This is a genomic window from Asaia sp. W19 (genome assembly GCF_003994335.1).
Classification (GTDB): domain Bacteria; phylum Pseudomonadota; class Alphaproteobacteria; order Acetobacterales; family Acetobacteraceae; genus Asaia.
Genome location: NZ_PNQZ01000070.1, coordinates 136,901 through 162,184, shown reverse-complemented (window position 1 = coordinate 162,184; position 25,284 = coordinate 136,901). Strand labels below are relative to the sequence as shown.

Here is a 25,284-nt window from a genome sequence, read left to right as displayed (position 1 = left end):
CAAACACCAACCTCCACACCGACACATAGTTGTCGGGTGGATCAGAAGACCTGGTGGCTATGGCGGGAGACTTCCACCCGATCCCATCCCGAACTCGGCCGTGAAACGCCCCAGCGCCTATGATACTGCATCTCAAGATGCGGAAAAGTCGGTCGCCGCCAGGTCCCCTGATCCACCCCACAAAACACCCCACCACCCTCGCGGGGTGGAGCAGCCCGGTAGCTCGTCAGGCTCATAACCTGAAGGCCGCAGGTTCAAATCCTGCCCCCGCAACCAAATCCCCACACATACACAGACTGCCGCAATCAGCGCATCAACACGCTCGCCCAGCACATAGAACGTGCACAGCGGCGAATACACGTGCCCAATGCCCGAAACGCAGGCACCAGCGCAAAGGCGCAAACCACTCTCAGAGGGTTAGAAAGAGCGCGCCTTACGCATGCGCTTGCGGACTGATCACTCCAGACACTCGTGACGCAGCCGTTGCCTGGGTCGAGCCCGAATTTCTACAGCTCTCGGTAGAGGTAGAACGGGATAAACGCGAAGATTGTCCATGCGATCAGGAAGACGAGGGGAGCCTGATGGGCAAACATGCGGCCGCGACGGGCACGATGGGTCATGGCACGCGCATCCTCGTCGCTTTTCCCAAGCGTGAACTCAGACAAATTTGGAGATCGTCGATGGAGACGCTGCTCCTTCTCGTTCCATTTACCAATCGCCGCATAGCCCGCACGGATGCCGGGAAACGCCATGAGGGTCAGCATGAACCCCAGGAGCGATAGAAGCGGAGGAATGAGAATGGCCATGCGGTCTCCCCAACGCGTTGTTGAGCCGGTCATCGCGGTCGCATAGGCGATCACCAGAAAGGCCTGCGAACTCAGCAGCGCTTGGAGACGGCCATTGACAGTCTCCGTTTCGAACCGGATCTCAGAGCGATAATAGGCGAGCAGCTCGTTATCGGACGGTTTGCCGTGGGCGATGACTTCTTCAGCATCGGGGGGCGGGAACGCAGGTATGACCATGCAATGCTTTCGTGGAGTGAGAGGTGAAATCAGACAGGATCGTGTCGTCATCTGCCTAAGACAAAGGCGACGCATCTGAGCCTATGGCGCCATGTACTCTCAAAAAGCGTGTCCACCCCGACGGTTCATATTCGCCTAGGGGGGAGGCCGGATGCAGCAGGATACTGTGCGCTGATGGGCGAAATTATTGAGTCTTTCGTCCTGACCTCGCGCTTTATGAATGCATGAGCCGTGCAGCCAGCCTTCAGCAGATCCTGAAACGTTCGGCGCCAGGCCAGAAGAAACATGATCGGCGCATAGGGGGCAGTGGCCCTTTGCCCGTTTCATGACGTTTTTTCGGGAGAGTGGAAATGCGACCACGCCTACGGCCGTGCCCTATGTCTCGGGTCGGCTAACGCAATGGGACGCGTCCCCTTTTCGCGCAATGCTCGTTTATCGGCTCAACGCGACGCGATTTCGCGGCCGGCTCCGTAGATATGATAGAGCGAACTTGCAGGCATGTAGTCCACCAGCGGATGCCCTTGTGCATCCACATGGTCGATCCAACCCCCATTCAGTCTGGCCGGGGCGAATTGCCGTAAAAATGCCCGCCCATAGGCTGTGGCATCTTGCGTGAGCGCCTCCTTATGCGGAGCCATATGCAGAAGCCGCAGCAATTCGGTTTGTGCCCAGATGCGGGCGGAATGCTCCAATACGCTGAGGGTGTCGCTCATACTGTCGAGTACGACGCGCCGCTCATGGTCGCACCCATGAGTGAAACCTGCCTCATGGAGGCGCGATGCTGTAGCGCCAAGCCATTCGGCTTCATCGCCAGAGCTCTGAGCCAGTCTGGCGAAATCACGCAGCAGCCATGACCATTCGAAAAGATGCCCGGCCTGAACCTGATTGGCCCCATGAGAGGCGAGTGGCATCCAGTCTGGGGCAAAGAATTCAAGCAGCAGACCCGAGCGATGATCGATCAGATGTGTCCGTGCAAGCGTGACCAGAGCACGGGCCTTGTCGAGATAGAACGCGTCTCCCGTCGATTCGAATACGACGAGATAGGCCTCCAGCAGATGCATGTGCGGGTTCTGGCTGCGGCGGGTTCCGTTATCAGGGACCGCATCGAGATAGCCGCCATTGGGCGCTGCAAAGATTGCCTCAATATCCTCGGCAATCTGCCGCGCCATTTGCCGGTCCTGAGGACGGTCGGCATAGCGAATGGCCCATCCATAGGCAAAAAGAATGAAAGCATGGGCATACAGGTCGCGTCTGCTGTCTGCCGGACGATCATCCTGGCCGATGGAGAAAACCCAGCCTGGTTGACCATCTGCCCGGTGATACAGCCTAAGAACGGTGTCGAGACAGTCGAGCGCCTGTTGTCCGGCATCATGCACGCCATCGAGCGCGGCGCGACAATAGGTGGAGATCTGGCGGGCCTGAACCATCAGGCGCAAGGCCGGGAGGACAACCGGACGTGCCTGCCAGTCCAGGCGCTCGTGATACAGCCCGCGGTGAGTATCAAACCCTGCCGTACTCCATAGCGGCAGAGCCTGTCCGAAAAGCCAGTTGCGCCAGGACTCCTGCAGGGAGAGGGCCGGATCTTCCATAGCGGTCGTCATATCACTCGGGGGCCAATCACGTTGGGGCCAGTCACTTCGAGGCCGGGTTCACTTGCTGATCGGCTCGTCCGTCTTGGGGGCGGTTTTCATCTTGCGCACGATCGAGGTTGTCGAGCGCCCTGATACCAGATCGGCCAGTACGACGCGACCACCATAGGATTTCACAACGTCTCCACCGACAACCTCGTCTTCGGTGTAATCCGCCCCCTTGACGATAATGTCCGGACGAAGGGCGCAAATCGTCTCAAAAGGCGTGTCTTCATCGAAAATGACGACCAGATCGACATCGCGCAGGGCGCCCATCACGATTGCGCGTGCCTGCTCGTCCTGAAGCGGCCGCTCCTCTCCCTTCAGGCGTCGTACCGAGGCGTCGCTGTTCAGCGCAACGATCAGCTTGTCTCCCTCGCGCGCAGCAGCCTGGATGAGTGCAATATGGCCAGGGTGCAGCAAGTCGAAGCATCCATTGGTGAACACGACACATGCACCATGCTGGCGCCAGGCCTCTATCATGGCCTGAGCCTGAGCCAGGGTCGCGATTACGCCATCGCGGTCGATCTTGGATTTGAGGGCTGCGCTCAGCTCTGCGCGTGAAACCGTGGCGGTGCCGAGCTTCCCGATGACGATCGCGGCCGCATTTGTCGCGATCACCATGGCAGTGCGCAGATCAGCCTTGGCGGATATCATGCCGGCAAGCGTGGCGACCACGGTATCACCCGCACCAGACACGTCGAAAACTTCAGATTTCGGCACGTGTGCATGCGTCATGCGTCCATTGCGCTCCAGCAGGGTCATGCCCTCTTCAGAACGCGTGACCAGCACATCGCCGCCGAATTGCTCCTGTGCGGCGAGCGCCGCAAAATGAATCTCGGTGTCGCTGCCAACGGGCAGCCCCGTGGCCGCTGCCAACTCCTTGCGGTTCGGGGTGATCAGCTGGGCGCCCTTATAGGCCGAAAGATCGCGGCGTTTGGGATCGACGACCACCGGGATACCACGCAGATTTGCCGCCTGTATGACGGCCTGAAGCACGGCGTCGCTCAGCACACCCTTGGCATAATCAGAGCACACCACGACATCCGCCCGGTCCATGGCGACGAGGGCTGCAGCGATGAGGCGTTCCTGCGCGGCAGGTGCCACGACGACGGAGGGCTCCTCATCAATACGCACGATCTGCTGCCGCCCGCTCAGGACGCGCGTCTTGGTGATCGTCACCCAGTCAGGATCCTCCACCAGATGCGTCAGATCAATAGACGGCTGACGGCCGATTGCGCGGCGGAATTCGTGAGCAGAGCTGTCCTGACCGACGAGCCCGACCAGATCGACGGCACAGCCCAGGGCAGCGGCGTTCATGGCGACATTGGCTGCGCCACCGGGCACGGTGCTGTGCTTGGCGCGCAAAAGGACCGGTACCGGGGCCTCGGGAGAGATGCGATCGACGGACCCATGGATATAGCAGTCGAGCAGCAGATCGCCGATGATCAAGACCCGTCCGAATATGAAGTCACTAATCATCGCTCATCCTTGTGAAAACGCCGCTTTGATCCCGGCAGGCCATATCCTGCCCAAAGTCGCTCTAGCCCAGAGCCGCTCAGGGGCATCACGGGTGATACGCGATCAGCCCGTCCTTTTGTCCTGCCAAAGGTGGCGCCGCATGACAATCCTCAACCCGCTCAGTCAGAGCGGCATGCTGGCCCTCGTTCCTGCGCACCGGCGAGAGGGCCTCTCGGTCAGCCGGGTAAAACGGATCAGGAAGGGAGATGGAATCATTTCGTTTCTGCGCTATCGTGCCCCCATGACCCTGAAATTTGCCCTGTCTGTGGTTTCTTGATGCGCGCAGCTCTTGTTCTCCTCGTCCTGGCCGGGTTCGGCGTGAAGCAGGCCCACGCCCTGCCGGCATTTCTGGAGAAATTTCTGCCGCATCCGCCGCCACAGCCAAGTCATCCTGCCATTCCTGCCGTTCCTCCGGCGAACACGGTGCAGATTCCGGCCCAGGCGGCCGTGCCGGATGGAACGCCGGCCCTGCCGCCCGTGCTCGTACAGTCAGGGCCGCTTTCTTTCGCCCCTCTGGTCCAGCGCGTGATTCCGGCGGTTGTGAATATCGCCATCACGCAGATCAGTTCGGAAGGGGGAGGCAAGGTTCCTGCCCAGATCAAGGGCACCCCGCTCGAAAAGCGTTATCGCGAGAAGATGCAGCGCCATCAGGAGGAGATCCTGGGAGCGGGGTCAGGGTTCATCATCGACCCTTCGGGGATCATCGTCACGAATGATCATGTCGTCGGCGATGCAGATAACGTGACCGTCTCGCTTTCAAACGGGCAGGAACTGCCTGCCAAGCTCGTCGGGGTGGATGCCCTGACCGACATTGCCGTGATCAAGGTGGAGTCGCCCAAGCCGCTGCCCTATGTCACCTGGGGCGATAGTCACAAGGTCAATGTGGGCGACTGGATCCTGGTCGCGGGTAATCCCTTCGGTTTCGGTTCCTCCGTGAGCGCGGGGATCGTTTCAGCCCGGGGCCGCGATCTCGGGGCCGGATCGCTCGACGACTTCCTGCAACTCGACGCACCGATCAATCCGGGCAATTCGGGTGGCCCCGCCTTCAATATGCGGGGTCAGGTCGTGGCCGTGAACGCCGCCATGGTGTCGCCCGCCGGCGGGTCGGTCGGGATAGGTTTCGGCATCCCGTCGGAAATCGTGGCGCCGATCGTCGAGGAGATACGGCGCACCGGCCATGTCGATCATGGTTGGCTGGGCGTGACCCTGGATGACGGGGATGGATCGGTCGTGTTGGTCGACGTGGATCGCAACGGTCCTGCCCAGAAGGGCGGATTGATGAAAGGTGACAAGATTACCGCCATCAATAACGTTCCAGTTGAGAACGGTCGCGCGTTGCTGCGTACGGTCGCCGCCGGAAAACCCGGTAGCGCCGTGACATTCACGGTAATCCGTAAAGGCAAGACCGTCACTGTCACGCTTCCAATTGGGAAACGCCCGGCAGATGCGGATCTCTGATCACAGAACCCTTTCTTCTCGCGCGTAACTGAAAGATAATGCAGTCACCGTAAAGTGAGGGGCGGACCTGCCGCTTCTCTGAGCCAAGGACTGACCATGCGTATTCTGCTTGTCGAGGATGATCCAACCGTCAGGAGCTTCATCGTGAAGGGCCTGAAGGAAACCGGGCACCTTGTCGAGGAAGCCGATAACGGGAAGGACGGTCTGTTCCTCGCCGTGAGCGAGAACTTCGATATCGTTATTCTCGATCGCATGCTGCCGGGCGGCATTGACGGTCTGCGCATTCTCGAGACGTTGCGTGCGCAAAACAACGCGACCCCCGTTCTGTTGCTCTCGGCGCTGGCCGATGTGGATGAGCGTGTGGCCGGGTTGAAGGCTGGCGGCGACGATTACATGACCAAGCCTTTCGCCTTTTCGGAGCTTCTGGCCCGTGTCGAGGCTCTGGCCCGCCGTGGCAGCGCCGAGCAGGCTCCCCAGACGAAGCTGACCGTGGCAGATCTGGAAATGGATCTTCTCTCGCGTACGGTAAAGCGCGGTGAGGAGAAGATTGATCTGCAGCCGCGCGAATTCCGCCTGCTCGAATTTCTGATGCGTCATGCCGGTCAGGTTGTCACCCGCACCATGCTGCTGGAGCGCGTTTGGGACTATCACTTCGACCCGCAGACCAACGTGATTGACGTGCATGTCTCGCGTCTGCGTCAGAAGGTTGACAAGCCCTTTGAAACTGCGCTGATCCATACGATCCGCAATGCAGGCTACATCCTGCGCGCCAATTGAGCAGGATGAGATAACTTCATGAGGTTCAGCCTGTCGCGCTTTCCCCTGCTTCGCGTCTGGTGGAAGCGCGCCTGGCGATTTCGTTCGGCGGGGCTTGGTTTCTCTCTGGCCTATGGGCTGGTCTTTGCCCTTTCGGCCACGCTGTTCCTGACATTTCTGTGGTGGCACACTATAGGCGCACTGGAGCGCGAGGTCGGACAGGCCGTCGACGCCGATGCTCACGGTCTCGCCGAGCGCTGGATGCAGGGGGGACTCTCCAGCCTGCAACGCGCAATCCAGGATCGTCTGGACCAGGATGTCGAAGATCAGGATCTCTATCTCCTGATCACGCCGGGCGGCCAGCGTCTTGCCGGGAACATGCCTGCCTGGCCTGAGGCCGTGCAGAGAGCAGATCGCTTCTATACGCTCAAGATCAGCCGCGCCGGTAACACGATCTCGGCGGCCATGCACGCCTATGTGCTGCCGGATGGGCTGCAATTGCTGGTCGGGCGCGATATCAGAGGGCGCGATATATTGCGCCGCGTGCTGACAGAGACCTTCCTCTGGTCCTGGCTGATGGTGACGGCGCTGGCGATAGGCGGCGCCTGGGTGGTGCGGGGTATCTTCAGCCGTATTCTCAGTTCTATCGCGCGTACCACCACGGCTCTTGCGAATGGCGATATGCGCCAGCGTATGCCCCTCGTCGGCAATGACGTCGATCTCGTCTCCCATTCGATCAATCGCATGCTCGACCGAATTTCCAAGCTGATGGAGGGAGTGAAGCAGGTCTCGAATTCCATCGCCCATGATCTGCGTACGCCCATCACCAGAGCGCGCAATCGCCTTGAGGATGCAGCCCTCCATGCGCGCTCCACCGAGGAGATGCATGATGCGATCTATCGCGCCGTGGCAGACCTGGATCACGTCACGGCGGTGTTCGATGCCCTGATGCGTATTGCCCAGATCGAGGCCGGGGCGCGCCGCGCAGCGTTTGAGACGACCGATCTGATCAGGCCGCTGCACGATATCGCTGAGCTCTATGAAGCCACGGCGGAAGATGCCGGGTTGCAGATCGCGCTCGATCTGCCGCCGCGCCTGTTTTTCCATGGTGATGCGCGTCTGATCCAGCAGGCCGTGGCCAATATGATCGATAACGCCATCAAGTTCTCGCCTGCGGAAACGACCGTGACCCTGCGCGCCAGCACCTCGGGCGCGCTGGTGCGGATCAGCGTGACCGATGAGGGCCCTGGCATGTCGGCCGAGGATCTTTTGCGCGCTTCCGAGCGGTTTTTCCGGGCTGATCAGGCACGCAACACCCCTGGTGCGGGCCTCGGGCTGTCGCTCGTCCAGGCCGTGGCGCAACTGCATCGTGGAACTCTGGCCCTCGAGCCGCTGCAACGTGGGCTGAGGGTGGTTCTCAGCCTGCCCGTTGACGACACGACGCTGAATTGACGCATCGGTCAGGAAAATTGACCACATAACCAAGTCTTCATGTCGGGCCCATCAGACCGCAATACAGACTGGCATAGTGCGGGTTTCATGACCCAAACCGCCATCACGCTGCTTTGCCTGACCTGCGCCCTCGGCCTGCCCGGCATTGCCGAGGCTGAAACGATAGGGGGGCCGCGCTCACTGCCTGTACGGAGTGAGGCTGTTCCCATGGCCGTGACGAGCGACACTCTGGAATATTGCAAGACGCTGGCGCGCAAGGTCCATCGGACGCTGCGCCAGACCGCCACGGCCACGCCCCCCATCATCAATCAGGCCATGTATCTCGAGCATGAGGGCGAGGCACTGTGCGCTCATGGACATCTGCGCACGGGCATTGCCCAGGAGCGGCGCGCGCTGATCGTCCTGACGCGCTCCTGAGCGCATGGACCGACAGGCTTACGCTGCCCCGTCAGCCGGGTAACGTCATCCCGGTTCTGCTCTCTATCGTTTCCCCATCGTTCGGGGTAATCCAGTGCACTGCGCGCGGTGTCCGAGCTTCCATACCGGTCCGCACCCATCGTGATGGATGACCGGCCATGAACATGATCGCTGTTCTCGACAAGACCCCTGGCAATTCCGGCACCCATGCCGCCTTTCTCGAGGCGCTGCACGATGCCGGGTTCGCGGGCGAGATTGGCACGGGTCATGACACGCGCCTGGTGCATGCCACCGATAATTCGATCTATCAGCGCCATCCTGAGGCCGTCATCTGCCCCCGGCATCGTCAGGATCTGGAGGTACTCACCCGTCTGGCCGGACAGGATGCCTGGCGCGGCGTAGTGTTCGCCCCGCGCGGCGGCGGGACCGGCACCAATGGCCAGTCCCTGACCGATGGGATCGTGGTCGATCTATCGCGCCACATGAACCGTATCCTTGAGATCAATGTCGAGGAGAGGTGGGTGCGCGTCGAGCCTGGTGTGGTGAAAGACCAGCTCAATGCCGCTGTGGCCGCGCATGGGCTCTTTTTCGCCCCTGAACTCTCGACGTCCAATCGTGCGACCATTGGCGGCATGATCAGCACCGATGCAAGCGGGCAGGGAAGCTGCACCTACGGCAAGACGCGCGATCACGTTCTGGGGCTCTCCACGGTCCTGATGGGCGGAGAGGTTCTGGACAGTGTGAAACGCGATGACGCGGAACTGAACGCGCTCAGGCGCGGTAAAAGCCATGTCGCCCGCATCCATGATTGCGTGGCTGCGATTCATGAGCGTGAGAAGGAGACCATCGAGCGGATCTTCCCCAAACTTAATCGCTGCCTGACTGGATATGATCTGCGTCACCTGCGCGACGCAGAGGGACGTTTCGATCTGACGAGCCTGATTTGCGGGTCTGAAGGAACGCTGGGATTTCTGGCCGAGGCAAAACTGAATCTGCTGGCGATCCCGCCCCACAGCATTCTGGTGAATATCCGGTATGGGAGTTTCATGGAGGCGCTGCGTGACGCGCGCGCGCTGATCGGGCTCAAACCTCTGTCGATCGAAACCATCGATTCGAAGGTTCTCGGTCTTGCCATGCATGATTTTGTCTGGAATTCGGTCGAGAGCTATTTTCCCGAAGATGCCGCAGGCCCCGCACAGGGGCTGAACCTCGTCGAGTTTGCCGGGCATGACGCGGCGGCACTTCGCGAAACGGTCGATGCTTTCCTTGAACATCTGAGGCAGGACAGAACCGTCCAAAGGCGCGGTCACACCCTGGCCGAGGGGCGCACATCCGTTTCGCAGGTCTATGCCATGCGCAAGCGGGCCGTGGGTTTGCTGGGCAATGTCCAGGGTGAAGCCCGTCCGCAGCCTTTCGTCGAAGACACGGCGGTCCCGCCCGAGAAGCTGGCCGATTTCATCGCTGAGTTCCGCACCCTGCTGGACAGTCATGGGCTCGATTACGGCATGTTTGGTCATGTCGATGCCGGGGTGCTGCATGTGCGTCCCCTGCTCGACATGCGCAACCCGCGTGACGCCGCGCTCATCCGTCCGCTGAGCGATGAGGTTCATCGTCTGACACGTCGTTACGGCGGCCTTCTCTGGGGAGAGCATGGCAAGGGCGTGCGTTCGGAATATGTGCCCGATGTCTTTGGTCCGCTCTATCCCTGTCTCGAAGAGATCAAGGGCGTGTTCGACCCTCATAACCAGCTCAATCCCGGCAAGATCGCTGCGCCAGCAAGATGTCGGGAGCCCCTCCTGCGCGTGGATGGGGTGCCCCTCCGTGGCGCGCAGGATCGGCAGATACAAGATCCGGTCTGGAAGGGCTTCGGCGCTGCCATGCATTGCAACGGTAACGGGGCCTGTTTCAATTACGATCAGGACGACCCGATGTGTCCGTCCTGGAAGGCGACACGCGACCGACGTTTCTCTCCTAAGGGCCGTGCGTCCCTCATGCGCGAATGGCTGCGCCTGCAGGCAGGGGCCGGGATCGACGTGGCGACGCTCGAAAATGCGCCTTCATCGCTGGTTGCCCGGATCCGAGCAGTATTTCACTGTCGCAGCCGCGCCCCGCTCGATTTTTCGCATCAGCTCTATGACGCGCTTGCCAGTTGTCTCGCCTGTAAATCCTGCACGAGCCAATGCCCGGTTAAGGTCGATGTACCCGATTTCCGGTCACGCTTTCTGAGACTGTATCATCAGCGTTATGCGCGGCCCCTGCGTGATTATCTGGTCGGGATGATTGAATACGCCTTGCCGCTCATGGCGCGCTTGGCGCCGCTCTACAACCTCGGTACGGCGTTGCCGCCGGTGCGGGCGCTTTTGCAGCGGGGGCTTGGGCTGGTGGATATGCCGCGTCTGTCGCGTGGCACGCTGCAAGGAGTCTGCGATGAATGGGAGGTCCAGCCCGCAACTCCCGAACGGATTCTGGCGCTGACCCAGGCAGAGCGTGCGCGTTCCGTCATCCTCATGCCGGATCTCTTCACCCGGCATTTCGAAACCGATCTGGTGGCCGCATTCGTCGAACTCGCTGCGCGCTGCGGTTATCGCGTTTTCCTGGCTGAGAGCCTGGCTTGTGGAAAGCCGCTGCATGTGCACGGCTTCCTCGGGCTTTTCGCCCGTCAGGCGCGCCGCAATATATCGGTGCTGCGCGTTCTTGCCTCGGCTGGTGTGCCGATTGTGGGACTCGATCCGGCGATGACCCTCGTCTACCGTCAGGAATATCGCAAGCTGCCGGGACTTTCCGCAACGCCTGATATTCTGCTCCCACAGGAATTCCTGTTGCGTGCCCTCAAGCCGCACGAAAGCAAGGAAACGGGCCAGGCGCATGTGTTCATTGGTCATTGCACTGAAAAGACAGCCCTGGCCGGTTCGGGTTCGGACTGGCAGGCGCTTTTCGCGCGGCTTGGACTCACTCTGACACTCGAGAAAACCGGGTGCTGCGGAATGTCCGGCACTTTCGGGCATGAAGCGCGCAACGTTGAAACGTCACGCGTGATATTCGAACAATCCTGGGGGCCGCATCTCGATGGTCTGAGCGGCACGCGTGTTCTGGCCAGTGGCTATTCCTGCCGCAGTCAGGTCAAGCGCTTTCGGGGGCAATCGCTGGACCATCCCCTCGTCGCTTTGCTGGAACGGCTGCGCGCACTCTCCGCCGTCTGAGAGCCGCTCCGTTGGACCTGTGCCGCCCAGACTGATGCTGTGCTGCCCGGGGGCGTTCGGATGCCCCTCGGCGCCGTAGGCGGACGTGGCTGGCTCAGATTTCGTGGACGGTATCCAGGTCGCCGAACCGCGTGAACTCGCCCTCGAAGAAGAGCGAGATCGTGCCGGTTGGCCCATGGCGCTGCTTTTCCAGAATCAGTTCCGCCTTGTTATGAACGAGCGCCATCTTGCGCTGCCATTCCTCCATGGCGACCTGATACTTGTCCATGCTCTCATAGGCGCTGTCCTTGGGCATGCGCTGTTGCAGGTAATACTCATCGCGATACACGAACATCACGGCATCGGCGTCCTGCTCGATCGAGCCGGACTCACGGAGATCCGAGAGCATTGGCCGCTTGTCTTCACGCGATTCGACCTGACGCGAGAGCTGGGACAGCGCGATGACCGGCACTGACAGTTCCTTGGCGATCGCCTTCAATCCCTGGGTGATCATCGAGATTTCGAGCACGCGGCTTTCGGGTTTTGTCCCAATGGCGGGCCGCATCAGCTGAAGGTAATCGACTACCACAAGGCTCAGCCCCTTCGTGCGGGCAAGGCGGCGGCAGCGCGTTCGCATGGCGGAGAGGGAAATGGCCGGTGTATCGTCGATGTGCAGCGGCAACTCTGACAACTCGCGCGAGACACGCACGAAGCGATCGAATTCGCGTTGGCCGATATCGCCACGGCGGATCTTTTCGCCCGAAACCTCCGATTGCTCGGACAGGATACGCGTTGCCAGCTGCTCGGCCGACATTTCGAGCGAGAAGATGGCCACGGCACCACGCGGCTTGATGTTCTTGTCTTCGGCCTCACGTAGCAGCGCCTGTGCCGCCGAGAAGGCGATTTTCGTCGCCAGCGCCGTTTTACCCATGGCGGGACGTCCCGCCAGAATCAGAAGGTCAGAGGGATGCAGCCCACCTGTCTTCTTGTCGAAATCGCGCAGACCCGAGGTCAGGCCGCTTACATCGCCCGTACGCTGGAACGCCTGTTCGGCCACTTGCAGTGCCCCTGTAAGGGCGCGCTCGAAGCTTACAAATCCACCATCCTGGCCCTTATCCGTGGCGAGCTTGAACAGTGTTTCTTCCGCTGCGGCAATCTGATCGCCCCCTTCGAGGTCGGCGCGTGCACCATAGGCGTTATTGACCACCGTCTCGCCGATATCGATCAGCTGGCGGCGTATCCAGGCATCGTGAATGGCGCGACCGTAATCGCCTGCATTGACGATACCCACCATTGCCATCAGCAACTGGCCCAGATATTGCGGGCCTCCAACTTCATCGAGCAATCCTGAATGCTCGAATTCGGCACGCATGGTGATGGGGTCGGCCAGCATGCCGCGATCAATGCGCCGCGCAATGGCCTCGAAAATGCGTCCGTGGAGCGGATCGGCAAAATGTGCTGCCACCAGAAAATCGGAGACGCGCTCATAAGCCTTGTTATTGGTCAGCAGCGCGCCCAGAAGCGCGCGCTCGGCCTCGGGATTGGCCGGAGGGGTGCGCCGCAGAAGCGCCGTCAGGCCATCATCGGCCGCAGGTCGGTTGGGGGTATCGGTCATGGTCACAGCGCTCCTCTATCATGACCTCCCCCGATTCGATCAAGATATCGAGGGGTGGCACGAAGCACCGGATCGGCGATAACAGCGAGAGCGCCGAAAAGGCGCCGCGCTGCCAGGAGGTTTCGTCATGCATCTTTCGGGTCTGTTCACTCCCATTCCCGGTGAGGGCATGCTCCAGATCAAGGAACTCGGTCTTGCCTTCCTTCTCTCTGCCCTGATCGGGCTGGAGCGCGAATATCGTCAGAAGGCCGCAGGATTTCGCACCTATACCCTCGTCGGGGTTTCTGCCGCCCTGTTCATGCTGATTTCCAAATACGGGTTCGAAGACGTGCTGCTTCCTGATCGGGTGGTGGTGGACCCTTCGCGTGTTGCCGCCCAGATCGTCTCCGGGCTCGGATTCATCGGCGGTGGCGTCATCTTCATGCGGCGCGATACGGTGCGTGGCCTGACGACAGCGGCCTCGGTCTGGCTGACCGCGGCCATCGGCATGGCCTGTGGCGCAGGCATGGCCGGTATCGCCGTGCTGACAACGCTTGGCTATCTGATCATCATGTTTCTCACCCCTGCCTGGCTGCTGCGCCTGCCGCGCGCACCGCGCCATGGGTTCAAGGTGATCATCCGCGGGGATTCGGATGTCGATTTCGTGGACACGGTCTACCAGACTCTGACCCGACTGGGTTTTACGCTCGGTCACGTCTGGCAGGAGCGCAAGGAGGAAGATTCTGTTCTGCTGCTCCGTCTGCACGTGCACGGTATCAAGCCCGCCGAAGAGGTCATCTCGGCGCTCATGCGCATCCCCGGTGTTCAGGCAGCGGGGAGCGAGAAGCCTGACGAAGCTGCGGATTGACCCTGGGTCGGAGCGCGAAAGAGACTATTTCCAATTGTGCGAAGCTTCTGCGGGGCGCTGCCCCGCTCCCCGGAAAGGGGCGCACCCCTTTCATCCCCTGGGAGTGGGTTTGCGACGGTAAACTGCCTCTGCGGTGGCGGGACCCGATCGCGCACATCCCTCAATCTCTGGCGTCATTGCGACGTATCGCCCCGCTTATTGGCATCGTGCAGCGCCCCGGCTTCATTTCCCAGATCTGGGTAAAGGGCGACGGCCCTTTTGCTTGGGTCCGCAGCAGCGCTCCGGGCAACCGGCGATCCGGGTTCAGAAACTATTGGGGCGGCACAGCCCTTCAGGCGAGAGAATACGGGCGAGCGTCTCCTCCGGCACCAGATGGCGTTCGCGTACGATTTCGATCACGCCACGGCCGGTGCGATGGGCTTCGAGGGCAATGGCAGTGGCGGTTTCGTAGCCGATATAGGGGTTGAGCACCGTCACCAGACCGATGGAATGGGTGACCATGGCCTCGAGCTGGGCAGTATTGGCGGTGATGCCGCGGATGCAGCGCGATTCGAGCGTCAGGCAGGCGGCGTGAAGATGGGTGAGGCTCTTGAACAGGCTGTGCGCGATGATGGGCTCGAAGGCATTGAGCTGGAGTTGCCCCGCCTCGGCGGCCATGGTCACGGTCAGGTCATTGCCGATCACCTCGAACGCGACCTGGTTCACCACCTCGGGAATGACCGGATTGATCTTGCCCGGCATGATGGAGGAGCCCGATTGCATGGGCGGCAGATTGATCTCGTTCAGCCCGGCGCGCGGACCGGAGGAAAGCAGACGCAGGTCGTTGCAGATCTTTGAAAGTTTGACGGCAAAACGCTTGAGAACGCCGGACATCTGGACGAAAGACCCGCAATCCTGCGTCGCCTCGATCAGGTCCGTGGCGGTCAGGAGATGCAGATTCGTGATCATGTTCAGATGGCCGCACACGATCTTCGGAAAACCGGGGTGCCCGGCAATTCCCGTGCCGATGGCGGTGCCGCCCAGATTGATCTCGCTGATCAGCAGGATCGCCTCCCTGAGGCGCTTCTGGTCTTCATCGAGCATTACGGCATAGGTATGAAATTCCTGACCCAGCGTCATGGGCACGGCATCCTGTAGCTGGGTCCGGCCCATCTTCAGAATGTCATGAAACTCGCGCGCCTTGGCCATGAACGCCTTGCGCAGCACCGTCATGGCGTCGCTCAGATGATTCACGCCATGGATGGCGGCAATACGCAGGGCGGTGGGGTAAACGTCGTTGGTGCTCTGGCCCATATTGACGTGATCGATGGGATGGAGCGCGCTGTATTCGCCGCGCGCACGTCCCAGGTGTTCGAGGGCACGATTGGCGATGACCTCATTGGCATTCATGTTGGTCGAGGTGCCGGCGCCGCCCTGAATGACATCGACCACAAACTGATCATGCAGCTTACCCGAGCGGATATCCTCGCAAGCGGCGATGATGGCGCGGGCGCGGGGGGCATCGAGCAGACCGAGATCGCGGTTGCTGAGCGCTGCGGCCTGCTTGATTGCGGCCAGCGCATTGATCAGTTCGGGATAGGCGTCGATGCGGCGCCCCGTGATGGGAAAATTCTCGACGGCGCGCAGGGTATGAATACCGTAATAGGCATCGGACGGGACTTCGCGTGTGCCAAGCAGATCGTGCTCTGTTCTGGTCATCACCATGATCCGGGTGTCTCCCTCTTTCCTTCAGCCAATGGAAGAGAGAAGTGGTCCTGATGCAAGACGATGGCGCGCGCCGGGATATGGTTTCTCGCCGCAGGAGCCATGCACTGACAGCACATGACTTCAGGCAGGACTGCTGCTAGCGCAGCGCTTCTGCGGGATGCGTCTCAGGCGGTGAAAAAACGGCTTAATCCCAGATCGCGCAACCCCTTGCGATAGGCGATCGAACTGCGATCCGCCATGACATGGGCTTCGAGAGTCGGGTCCAGCGGCAGGCATTCGGGCTTCTGGGCTTCGACGAGCACCCGATCCTCCTCGAACACGCGGCGATTGAACTCGTAAACCGCTTCGACCGGGATATCCTTATCGAAATTGCGGCATATGGGCGCGAACATGCGGGTCTTGCGTGCCGAGACGGGCGAGGCCGCGTTCATGATCACGAGGCGCCCTGCATCCGGGAAGTGGATTTCCAGCGTCGCGGTGAAGGGGAGCGAGGTACGGAAATGACGCAGCCATTCGAACCCGGCCGGTGCGCGGCCTTCGACCCCGATCGGGTAATTGCCGACCGTGCTCCGATATTCGACTTCGAAGCCTTCTGCTGTTCGACGGGGCATATAGGGAGGCACGACCGGATTTTCGGGGTCGGCAAAGGTATCCGTATGCACGAAGGCAAAATGAGCAACATCCAGAAACCCCTCGACCTGCCGTCCCGCAAAACCGGCAATGTCAATGGAGGGGCAGGTGATCTGCTGATAGGCTGGCTCGTCCCAGTGCGGCATTTCCGGCACGTCATGGGGCGTTTCGCCTGCAAGACAGGTCCAGATCAGCCCATAGCGCTCTCTCGCGGGAAAGGTTTTCAGGTGTAGCTTGCCTGGAATGGCGGAGGCGGGATGCGCGGGGACTTTCACGCAGCGGCCTGACGCGCCGAAGCGAAAGCCATGATAGGCGCAGGCGATACTCTCGCCATTGCCCGAGCCGAGACTGAGCGGCACGCCGCGATGAGGGCAGATATCCTGTGCCACGACCAGCGCATCGCCAGCGCGATAGATTACGAGCGTCTCGTCGAGCAATGTGGCCGCGACAGGGGCTGCGCCGACATCGCGGCTGAGGGCGATGGGATACCAGAAAGTCGAGAGAATGGCCCAGTCGGCAGCGTCGAAGCTGCACTGACGTGGAAGCTGGACCGGGCGGTCGAGAGTTTCTGACATGGCGCTTCCTGCAAAGAGGGAAATGACAGAAGAGAGTCTTCCATGCCCCAAGCGTTCGGCGATATATCGAAAAACGCTCTTTTCCGTTCGAAAAAACAGAGCACCCTAAGGGTGCGAGGACGCCGCCATGCCTGTCTTCTCACGCTTTCTCACCTATTTCTCGGCTGTGGCGCGTCATGGGTCGATCCGGCGTGCCGCCGAGGCGCTGGGTATATCGGCCTCGTCCATCGACAGGCAGATCCTGCTCGGTGAGGAAAGGCTCGGTGTCGCGTTGTTCGAGCGTTTGCCGACAGGACTGCGGATGACGGCGGCGGGTGAACTGCTTCTGGCGCAGTCAACACAATGGCACCGCGATCTGGAAGCCTATCGGGGGCGTCTGGATGACCTCAAAGGAATGAAGCGCGGTCATGTTACGCTTCTCATTCCCGAGGCACTGGCGCGCGGTTTTGTGCCGCGCATTCTGGCCGAAATACGCCGCTCTCATCCCGGGATTACCCTGTCGGTGAAGGTTCTGGGCAACCACGAGATCGGTCCGGCGCTGATCGAGGGACGCGGTGACCTTGCCCTCATGTTCGATGCAGTGGCGTCCAGCCGTCTGACGCTGCGCGGGCGTATGGATTTTCCGCTTGGGATTGTCACCGTGCCCGGTCACCCCCTGACGCGAAAGGCGCATGCCCGCTTCAGTGATTGTGCCACATGGCCTCTCATCATGCCTGCCTTCCCGCTCGCCCTGGCCGAGAAGCTGGACTGGCTTGCTGCGGAAACAAGGGTAAGGATTACGCCGGTATGTGAGTCGGATGATATCGAAACCCTGAAGTCCCTGGTTCGCCATGGGGTCGGGATCAGCGTCATGAGTTATGTGGATGTGATCGAGGAGGTGGAGTCAGGCGCGCTGGCCTTTATCGGCCTGGCCCATACCAAGCTGCGGCCGTTCAGTCTTTCATTCTGCGTGGATCAGGCACGATCTCTGCCCCTCGCTGTGCGTCTGGTGGCGGCCGCGCTCGACAAGGTGATCAGCGAGGGAAAGGGTCTGGCGCCGACTAGGGGTCAGCACCCCTCGCCGCGCCAGGCAATTTCCGGTGCCTGAATGCATCGGAAGCGCTTACCCCTCGTGATGGTTGAGGAGCGGTTGATGACCCACGCTGGCCGAAGAGATCGCCTGGACCGTCTCCGCTGAATCGACCACCACCAGCGCATCACCCGCAATCGGGGTGGGGGTGCGATCCTTGGGCAACAAGGCACGGAAGCGCCCGTCATAGCTCGCGGCCTGTTCGTACTGCGCGTCGAGCAGGCCGTTCTTGTCCATGAACACATTCATGGTGGCGGGAATGCGAATACAGCCTTCCGAGGCCGGATGGCCAAGACGCTGCTCAAGAAAATCCGGGTCAGTGGCGTGAATCTCGAGGCGGATATCGCCTGTTTCGTGATCAGGGCGCCAACCCTTGACTGCCGTATGCCAACCCATATCCCAGACGCGCATCCCTTTGGCGCCGATGCCGCGAATACCATTCTCGTTCTTGGTCCCGAGCGCGCGATAGCCCAGACGGTCAGGCGAATTGATGAACACGCCGGTGGGGGTGATGTAATAGAATTTGCGTCCCGCCTTCCCGGTGGAAACCGGGGTACCGCCGAGCGTTTCCCATTCGGCTGCGCCGGGCATGGCGAGAACATAGCACAGGCGCTGCACCTTGGGGTTGCGATCAACCACCATAAGAAGCTGCGGCCTGTCGATAGGCGTGTTGGAACTGGCGATGGCCGCGCGCGCCAGCCGGATGAAGCGTTGACGCTGCTCCGGCGTGTAGGTGGTGAAACGGGAAACCGATTTCTTCATGAGAAGAGTGAGGCGGCTCGCCTCTACCCGGGCCTGAGCCTCGGTCAACACTGGCAGAGGCGGGATGACGATGGGCGGCGTTGCGGCATGATCGGGTACGGAAGAGACCGCGCCAGAGGTGGCCGGACCCCCGCTTATGGATGATGGGAGCGGCGGTACATTGAGATTCTGGGCCTGAGCGCAGCCTGACAGCGCTGTGGCCGAGACAAGACAGCTCAGGAGAGCACCCTGCAGGGCCCTCCCGATCGGGGTCATCATGCCTGACGAGCTGGCCCGGTATCTGTTCTGCATCTCAACTCCAACGCTCCGTCAGTCAAACGTTCCAGACCGGCTTCAGTTTGTCGGGCCGGGCCTGGGGCCCGAGCCGCTCAGATAGCGGTCGAACCAGGCAATCATGCGCTTCTGGGCATCGATTGCGTGATCCCGCCCCCTCATTCCGTGGCCTTCACCGGGATAGATCACAAGGCTGGTCGGAATCCCGAGCGCGCGCAAGGCATGATAGAATTCAAGACTTTGTGCAGGCGGGCATTCCACGTCATTCGCCCCGACATAGATGAAGGTCGGCGTTCTGACCTGCTTGATGAATGTCATCGGCGAGGAATGCGCATAGATAGCGGGATCGTCATAGACGGTGGCGCCGAAGAAGGGAGGCATCCAGGCATCGATGCCGTTCTGTCCGTAATAGGATTGCCAGTTGGCAATACCGCCCCCTGCGGCGGCGGCCTTGAAACGGTTGGTCTGCGTCACGATCCACATGGTCATGTAGCCGCCATAGGAATAGCCGGTCACGCCGAGGCGGTGCTCATCGATGGGGGCCTGTTTTTCGAGCGCATCGATACCACGATGGATATCGCGCAGATCGCCATGGCCGAAATCGCGGCGGTTTGCCATCGTGAAGGCCTCGCCCTGGCCATAGCTGCCGCGCGGATTGGGCATGAACACATCATATCCCGCCTTGAGCAGCACGGCCGAATCCCCGGTCGCCCGAAGGAAGCGCGGCGTGACGGCTGAGGAAGGCCCACCATGGATCATGGTGATCATCGGTACCTTGCCGTGATATGTCTGGGGGGCAGGACGCTCTTTCGGGGCGAGATGCCAGCCCTGTACCGTGTAGCCATCGCTGGTCCAGCTGATGCTGGTGGCAGTGAAGGGCGCGGTCTGACCCTCATTGTCATGGGTTACGGCCCGCCAGGACCCGATTGGCCCTGCCCAGAGTTCGGGAGCCTTCGTGAAATTCTGTCGGACGACGACGCTCTGCGTGCTCGCGCAGACCAGTCGGGGCTCGCCCCCGCCATCGGAAAGCAGATCATCATCGAGGACCATCAGGGGAGATTTGTCATCGAGGGCCTGAAACAGGGTTTTCGGGCTCGCGATGGCCGAAGCGATCAGACGTCCGCCACACCAGCTCAGCCCGGTGACTGTGCTATGGACGTTGCGGGTAAGGGCGACCGGGGCGGCTTTCGGGCGGGTCAGGTCAAGCTGCATCGGGTCGCCGCCAAAAAAGCCGAAATCGCTCATCAGTCCGCTCACGAAGCTCACGCTCCTGCCATCCGGTGCGACCAGGGGAAGCCCGATCTGCTGGGAAAGCGGGTGGGTATAGAGCACCGTTTCCTGACCATGGGTAAAGCGTGACAGATGAGCCTGCCACCAATTGGCATCGCCGTTGCCCTTCGCTGCCGTACCGATGAAAGCGGGCTCGGGGGCCTTCTGCCAGTCATATTCATAGACATAGAGATCATCGGGCGACTGCCAGTGCAGGCCATCCTTCTCTACCGTGGCAATACGCTGCTCGTCCTCTTTCGCGTCGATCTCACCTGTTTCAGGAGCGCCTGCCTGCAAGGCGCCGGGATCGCGTCGCGCATCGGCAATGGCCAGCACGGCCAGGGTCCCGTCGGGACCATAACGCAGGTCCTGCAGGGACCCCGTGAATTTCAGCAGCGTCGTAACCCCATGGCCACCCGGCGTCACGCTCACGATCTGGCGGTTCTGCGTTTTCTTCTGTCGCAGGATGAAGGCCAGATGCTGCCCGTCCGGACTCCAGCTTGGGCTGGAGGGAACGCAATCGTTACAGGGTAGCGCGATTGTCGTGGCTTTGCCGTCGGGCAGGGAGCGCAAGACGAGAGAAGGAACCGGAGTCTCGTCTGACTCGGGGTGTTCGAGCGTATCGAGCGTCGCCACGAGCCGGCCGTCGGGTGAGAGGGCAGGGGAGGAGAAGAGATGGAGCGGCTTCGCTCCGGCAGTGCCGAATGCAAGAAAGGAGGTGCCGAGCAAACCGGCCAGTTTCAAGAAGTCGCGTGTCATGACCGGCCTTAAGATTGGGTCGTCAGGGGCGCGGAGCCCGAAGGGGGAGAGTTGGGGTGCGTACCGGTACGGTCCGGCTGGCGCACGGGGAAGACCCGGTGCCAGAGTCGCGTGCCGAAGCGGCCAATGGCATCCATATAGAGATAGACGATCGGGGTCGTATAGAGCGTGAGCAGCTGGCTGATGAGCATCCCTCCCACGATCGCGATACCCAACGGGCGACGCATCTCGGAGCCATAACCGTGACCGGTCATGAGTGGTACGGCCCCTAGCGCCGCAGCCAGGGTGGTCATGAGAATGGGCCGGAAGCGCGTGAGGCAGGCCTCATAGATGGCTTCGCGCGGTGTATGGCCCAGCTCTTTCTCGGCATAGAGCGCGAAATCGATCATCAGAATCGCGTTCTTCTTCACGATGCCGGTGAGCAGGATCATGCCGATCATGGCAATGAGACTGAAGGACTCTCCGCCGATCCACAGGCCCAGAATGGCGCCGATCCCGGCGGAGGGCAGTGTGGAGAGAATGGTGAAGGGATGGATCAGACTCTCATAGAGCACGCCCAGCACGATATACATGGCAAACAGGGCCGCCACGAAAGCAAGAAGCTCATTGATGAGCATATCCTTCGTCTCACCGGCCAGCCCGGAGAACTCGCCTCCCAGACCGGGCGGCGCGCCCATGTCCTGCAGCGTCTGCTCGATCAGCTTGCGGGCATCCTCATAGGTCTTGCCCTCGACGAGATCGAAGCTGATGGCGGTGGAGGTCATGCCATCCTGATGGTCGATTTCCATCGGGGTTGGCTCCATCGACAGATCGGCTACATTGATCAGCGGAATCATGGTCTCGACCGAGGACGCCACGGCCGAGCCGTTTGAGTTATTGCCCGTGATCTGGTTGGCAATAGCGTTTCGGAGCGAGGCCTGACTGAGCTGGGTGGCGGTAGAGGCGGTGGCGCTGTTATCGGCCCGTACACGAATCTGATTGGACCGCACGGCGCCAGCCGGTGTGCCCGAGGCGGTGGAGATCCAGGTGTTGCGCAGGACCTCCGGTGATTCGCGATAGGCGCGGGCAACTTCCATGACCACGGAATGGGTCGTGATCTCGGTATGGATGCGTGACGCCACGGTCTGGCCATAGGCGTCATAGAGCACATTGCCGACGAGCTGCGGGGTAACCAGATAGCGTGCCTCGGTATCGCGGCGAAGCTTGACATGGACCGAGGCACCATGACCTTCGATATTGGTCGTGACCGAGGTCATCATCTTCTCTTTGCGCAGACGCGCTACCAGACGCGGCACCCAGAGCTTGAGCTCGGCGACATCCTGATCTCGCAGCACATAGCGGAAGGCGCCACTGCGATGCTGGCCACCCCCGCCATTGGGGTCGCCTGCCGAAAAGAAGGAGGTACGCAGCCCCGGCATGTCGCCCAGCTTCTTGCGAATGCTGTCCACGATCTGGTTATCGGTGCGTGTTCTGCTGCGCTTGTCGCTCAGACGGGCAAAAAGCTGGCCGTCACTGCTGCTGTTGTTCCAGCTCGTGACCGAGAGCACATCGGGATCGGCCTTCATCACCGCACCAACATAGTGGATGCGCCTAGTGATTTCGCTGAACGACATGGTGTCGTCACCGCTGATCGACCCGCCGACGAGCGCGATATCCTGTGCCGGCACCCCTGTCTTGGGCATGAGTACGATCGAGGCCACCAGGACGATGAAGCTGAGCGGCAGCGTGAGAAAGGTCAGGACGTGATGGCGCAGGGCGACGCGCAGCGTACGTCCGTAGAGCGCGATGATCCCGTCGAGTACGAAATCGATCACGCGAATGACCCGGTCGCTCAGCCGATGACCCTCCGGCTTCTCATGTTCCACATCCAGCCAGTAGGCGCACATCATGGGGGTGAGGGTGAGCGAGAGCACGAGCGAAATGAGCAGCGCCGACACGATGGTCATCGAAAATTCGTAAAAGATCGCCCCGACCTGCCCGGGGATGAACAGGAGGGGGATGAACACGGCGATCAGCGAGGCGGTGATGGAGAGCACCGTAAAGCCGATTTCGGAGGAGCCGCGCAGGCTGGCGCTCATGCGGTCCATGCCCGACTCCATGTGTCGGGCAATGTTCTCGAGCACCACGATGGCATCGTCCACCACGAAACCGACCGAAATGGTGAGTGCCATGAGCGACATGATATCGAGGGTGAAATGCTGCCATTTCATGACGGCAATGGTACCCACGAGCGCGATGGGCACCGTCACGGCGGGGATGATGGTCGAGCGCAGGCGGCGCAGGAAGACCAGAATGACGCCGATCACCAGAATGATCGAGATAGCCAGAGTGAGCTGCGTGTCGTCCATCGAGGCGCGTATGCTCGACGAAAGGTCGATGGCTGTATCCATCTCCACACCGGGGGGCAGGACGGCCCGAAGCGTGGCCATGCGTTCCTTAACGGCATCGACGATCTTGACCGTATTGGCCTTGGGCTGGCCCCGCACGATGAGGGTGATGGCAGGCTTGTTGTTGAAATACCCGGCCTGATACAGATCCTGAACGCTGTCATTCACCGTGGCGACAGAGGACAGTTTGATAGGATTGATATTGTTGCGATAGCCAATGATCAGGTCGCGGTATTGCGCCGCCTTTTCGGCCTGGTCATTTGTCTCGAGCATCATGCGCTGGCCGCCGGAGTCGATGAACCCCTTGGGCGTGTTGGCATTGGCCGAGGCGAGCGCCTGGCGCACGTCTTCAAAGCCCACACCCCATTTGTAGAGGGCGTACGGATTGACATCCACGCGTACGGCGGGGTCCGAGGACCCTACGGCCTGGACGTGGCCCACGCCTTTGATCTGTGCCAGGAGCGGCTTGACCCGGACCTGTGCCAGATCGAACAGCTTGGGGAGCGTCATCACATCCGAGGTCAAAGACAGCAGATAGACCGGTTGTGAGGTGGGATCTTCCTTATAGGCATAGGGATCGCGGTCGAGTGTTCCCTGGGGCAGGTCGGCCCGCGCCGCCCGGAGCGCCGCCTGGACGTCGCGGAGGGCCCCATCGATATTCCGCGATTCCACGAAGTCGATGCGGATATAGGCAAAGCTGTTTTCGCTGTCTGATTCGATCTGCTTCACCCCGGCAATCTGGCCGAGATAGCGCTCCAGCGGCGTAGTGACGGAACTGACCATCTGCTCCGGGCTCGCGCCTGGCTGTTCGATCTCGACATTGATGGTCGAGGAGCCAATATCGGGCAGGCTGGCGACAGGCATGAGCGGGTAGCAGATTGCCCCTGCCGCAAGCAGCGAGAGGGCGAGCAGAATCGTCGCCACGGGACGCATGATGAAGAGACGACAGAAATTCATTTCGACTTCATAGCAAAGATTTCGTCGAAATACTGCGCACCGAAAAGCGCGGCGATTATCTTTTCGTCATCTTGTCACAATCGCATCGCCCCTGGCGCGCATATGACCCTACGAGGCCGCACAGGGTCAGGTGCGGGGAGCCTGCTCAGGTTGATCCTTGCAGCCGGGTGTGTCCACACCCGGCATGGAACCGGGGCGGCCTGTCGGCTGGCGTGTGTAATAGAATTCTGCAAGACGTATGGGCAGCACATCCATGAAGCGCGAGCCCAGCACCAGCCACGACGGAAAGATGATCCGTCTCTTGCGGCGCACGAGGCCGCGCAAAATATGAGCGGTCGCATCCTCGACATTCATCAGGCCGGGCATCGGGAAACGGTTCTGAGCCACCATGGGCGTGGCGACGAAGCTGCAACATACGCTCGAGAGATGGATTCCCGCCCGACGGCTATAGGCGCCGCTCGCTACCAGAAACCGGTCGAGTGCGGCTTTGGAGGCTGAGTAGGAGGGCGTGCCAGGATAGGAAACAAGCCCTGCCACCGAGGCGATGGCGCAGATCTGCCCCCTGTGGCGTGAAAGCCGTCCCGACTTTTGAAGCGGTTGGCTACGCATGCGTTCCATGACCGGCAGGATGGCATTGAGTGCGCCATCCAGATTGACCGCCATCATGCGCCGTATCTGCTCAGGGCTCTCAAAAGCGGCCTGTTCCTTATCGAGGGCATCGACCCCGCCCGTTACCCCGGCGCAAGCCAGCAGAAGATCGATCGCCCTGTCGGCGTCCTGGGTACACCAGCGCGTCATGGCCTCCTGATCGGTCACGTCCAGACATGTGGTGCGCGCCGTCGCGCCCTTTTCGTGGCATCCGGCGCGCGTCGCCTCAAGTCCTGTGGCATTGCAATCGGCCAGATAGAGATGACGCCCCGGTCCCGAGAGCGCCAGAGCTAGAGCACGGCCAAGACCTGAGGCCGCACCGGTGATGAAGATCGTCTGATAATTCATGAATC

At 61.0% G+C, this 25,284-nt stretch carries 18 protein-coding genes, 1 tRNA gene and 1 rRNA gene; 10 read left to right on the top strand and 10 right to left on the bottom strand.

What is annotated here, in order from left to right; all coding sequences use genetic code 11:
* Positions 1 to 49: 49 nt before the first annotated feature.
* Positions 50 to 164, top strand: a 5S ribosomal RNA gene (gene rrf, locus C0V97_RS15485).
* Between the two features lie 35 nt (positions 165 to 199).
* Positions 200 to 276, top strand: a tRNA-Met gene (locus C0V97_RS15480).
* A gap of 230 nt (positions 277 to 506) precedes the next feature.
* On the opposite strand, the gene C0V97_RS15475 is transcribed toward C0V97_RS15480, so the two are convergent.
* The 3 genes from C0V97_RS15475 to rfaE1 form a co-directional block, all read right to left on the bottom strand.
* The gene (locus C0V97_RS15475; protein WP_127103459.1) at positions 507 to 1,022 is read right to left on the bottom strand and encodes a hypothetical protein; all 516 of its coding nucleotides are present in this window, start codon (positions 1,020 to 1,022) and stop codon (positions 507 to 509) included.
* A 440-nt stretch (positions 1,023 to 1,462) separates the two neighbouring features.
* Positions 1,463 to 2,623 (bottom strand): AGE family epimerase/isomerase, encoded by a 1,161-nt coding sequence (locus C0V97_RS15470; RefSeq protein ID WP_233582213.1) that lies wholly within the window; start codon positions 2,621 to 2,623, stop codon positions 1,463 to 1,465.
* A gap of 48 nt (positions 2,624 to 2,671) precedes the next feature.
* Complete coding sequence (rfaE1, locus tag C0V97_RS15465) at positions 2,672 to 4,132, bottom strand: D-glycero-beta-D-manno-heptose-7-phosphate kinase (protein WP_127103458.1); 1,461 nt, start codon at positions 4,130 to 4,132, stop codon at positions 2,672 to 2,674.
* Positions 4,133 to 4,271: 139 nt separating this feature from the next.
* Between rfaE1 and C0V97_RS18430 the strand changes: the two genes are divergently transcribed.
* The 6 genes from C0V97_RS18430 (at position 4,272) to C0V97_RS15440 (ending at position 11,454) form a co-directional block, all read left to right on the top strand.
* Positions 4,272 to 4,448, top strand: coding sequence for a hypothetical protein (locus C0V97_RS18430; RefSeq protein WP_158625444.1), 177 nt, complete (start codon positions 4,272 to 4,274; stop codon positions 4,446 to 4,448).
* The gene (locus tag C0V97_RS15460; RefSeq protein ID WP_127103457.1) at positions 4,448 to 5,629 is read left to right on the top strand and encodes a S1C family serine protease; all 1,182 of its coding nucleotides are present in this window, start codon (positions 4,448 to 4,450) and stop codon (positions 5,627 to 5,629) included. The genes C0V97_RS18430 and C0V97_RS15460 overlap by 1 nt, the downstream gene beginning before the upstream one ends.
* A 96-nt stretch (positions 5,630 to 5,725) precedes the next feature.
* Positions 5,726 to 6,406: a response regulator transcription factor gene (locus C0V97_RS15455; RefSeq protein WP_127103456.1), complete on the top strand. Its 681-nt coding sequence runs from the start codon at positions 5,726 to 5,728 to the stop codon at positions 6,404 to 6,406.
* Between the two features lie 18 nt (positions 6,407 to 6,424).
* On the top strand, positions 6,425 to 7,837 hold the full coding sequence (locus C0V97_RS15450) for a HAMP domain-containing sensor histidine kinase (RefSeq protein WP_127103455.1): 1,413 nt from the start codon (positions 6,425 to 6,427) through the stop codon (positions 7,835 to 7,837).
* An 87-nt stretch (positions 7,838 to 7,924) separates the two neighbouring features.
* The gene (locus tag C0V97_RS15445) at positions 7,925 to 8,254 is read left to right on the top strand and encodes a hypothetical protein (protein ID WP_127103454.1); all 330 of its coding nucleotides are present in this window, start codon (positions 7,925 to 7,927) and stop codon (positions 8,252 to 8,254) included.
* A gap of 158 nt (positions 8,255 to 8,412) precedes the next feature.
* Positions 8,413 to 11,454 carry an FAD-binding and (Fe-S)-binding domain-containing protein gene (locus tag C0V97_RS15440; RefSeq protein ID WP_233582212.1) on the top strand — a complete coding sequence of 1,014 codons (3,042 nt, stop codon included), beginning with the start codon at positions 8,413 to 8,415 and terminating at the stop codon, positions 11,452 to 11,454.
* Between the two features lie 94 nt (positions 11,455 to 11,548).
* On the opposite strand, the gene C0V97_RS15435 is transcribed toward C0V97_RS15440, so the two are convergent.
* Complete coding sequence (locus C0V97_RS15435; protein ID WP_127103453.1) at positions 11,549 to 13,048, bottom strand: replicative DNA helicase; 1,500 nt, start codon at positions 13,046 to 13,048, stop codon at positions 11,549 to 11,551.
* A gap of 127 nt (positions 13,049 to 13,175) precedes the next feature.
* Between C0V97_RS15435 and C0V97_RS15430 the strand changes: the two genes are divergently transcribed.
* Positions 13,176 to 13,895 carry an MgtC/SapB family protein gene (locus tag C0V97_RS15430; protein ID WP_127103452.1) on the top strand — a complete coding sequence of 240 codons (720 nt, stop codon included), beginning with the start codon at positions 13,176 to 13,178 and terminating at the stop codon, positions 13,893 to 13,895.
* 303 nt (positions 13,896 to 14,198) lie between these two features.
* Here C0V97_RS15430 and aspA read toward each other — a convergent pair whose 3' ends face one another.
* Both aspA and C0V97_RS15420 read right to left on the bottom strand, forming a co-directional pair.
* Positions 14,199 to 15,602 (bottom strand): aspartate ammonia-lyase, encoded by a 1,404-nt coding sequence (gene aspA / locus C0V97_RS15425; RefSeq protein WP_199751935.1) that lies wholly within the window; start codon positions 15,600 to 15,602, stop codon positions 14,199 to 14,201.
* Between the two features lie 164 nt (positions 15,603 to 15,766).
* Positions 15,767 to 16,807 (bottom strand): aromatic ring-hydroxylating dioxygenase subunit alpha, encoded by a 1,041-nt coding sequence (locus tag C0V97_RS15420; protein ID WP_127103450.1) that lies wholly within the window; start codon positions 16,805 to 16,807, stop codon positions 15,767 to 15,769.
* Between the two features lie 127 nt (positions 16,808 to 16,934).
* Here C0V97_RS15420 and C0V97_RS15415 point away from each other — a divergent pair, with 127 nt between their 5' ends.
* Positions 16,935 to 17,894 carry a LysR family transcriptional regulator gene (locus C0V97_RS15415; protein ID WP_127103449.1) on the top strand — a complete coding sequence of 320 codons (960 nt, stop codon included), beginning with the start codon at positions 16,935 to 16,937 and terminating at the stop codon, positions 17,892 to 17,894.
* Between the two features lie 15 nt (positions 17,895 to 17,909).
* On the opposite strand, the gene C0V97_RS15410 is transcribed toward C0V97_RS15415, so the two are convergent.
* The 4 genes from C0V97_RS15410 to C0V97_RS15395 all read right to left on the bottom strand — a co-directional run bounded on the left by C0V97_RS15410 (position 17,910) and on the right by C0V97_RS15395 (position 25,279).
* Positions 17,910 to 18,929 carry a L,D-transpeptidase gene (locus C0V97_RS15410; RefSeq protein WP_199751929.1) on the bottom strand — a complete coding sequence of 340 codons (1,020 nt, stop codon included), beginning with the start codon at positions 18,927 to 18,929 and terminating at the stop codon, positions 17,910 to 17,912.
* Between the two features lie 42 nt (positions 18,930 to 18,971).
* Entirely contained in the window at positions 18,972 to 20,939 is a 1,968-nt protein-coding gene (locus tag C0V97_RS15405) for a S9 family peptidase (protein WP_127103448.1), read from the bottom strand.
* Between the two features lie 8 nt (positions 20,940 to 20,947).
* Positions 20,948 to 24,283, bottom strand: a complete 3,336-nt coding sequence (locus C0V97_RS15400) for an efflux RND transporter permease subunit (protein WP_127103447.1) — start codon at positions 24,281 to 24,283, stop codon at positions 20,948 to 20,950.
* 126 nt (positions 24,284 to 24,409) lie between these two features.
* Positions 24,410 to 25,279, bottom strand: a complete 870-nt coding sequence (locus C0V97_RS15395; protein ID WP_127103446.1) for an SDR family oxidoreductase — start codon at positions 25,277 to 25,279, stop codon at positions 24,410 to 24,412.
* Between the last annotated feature and the right edge of the window lie 5 nt (positions 25,280 to 25,284).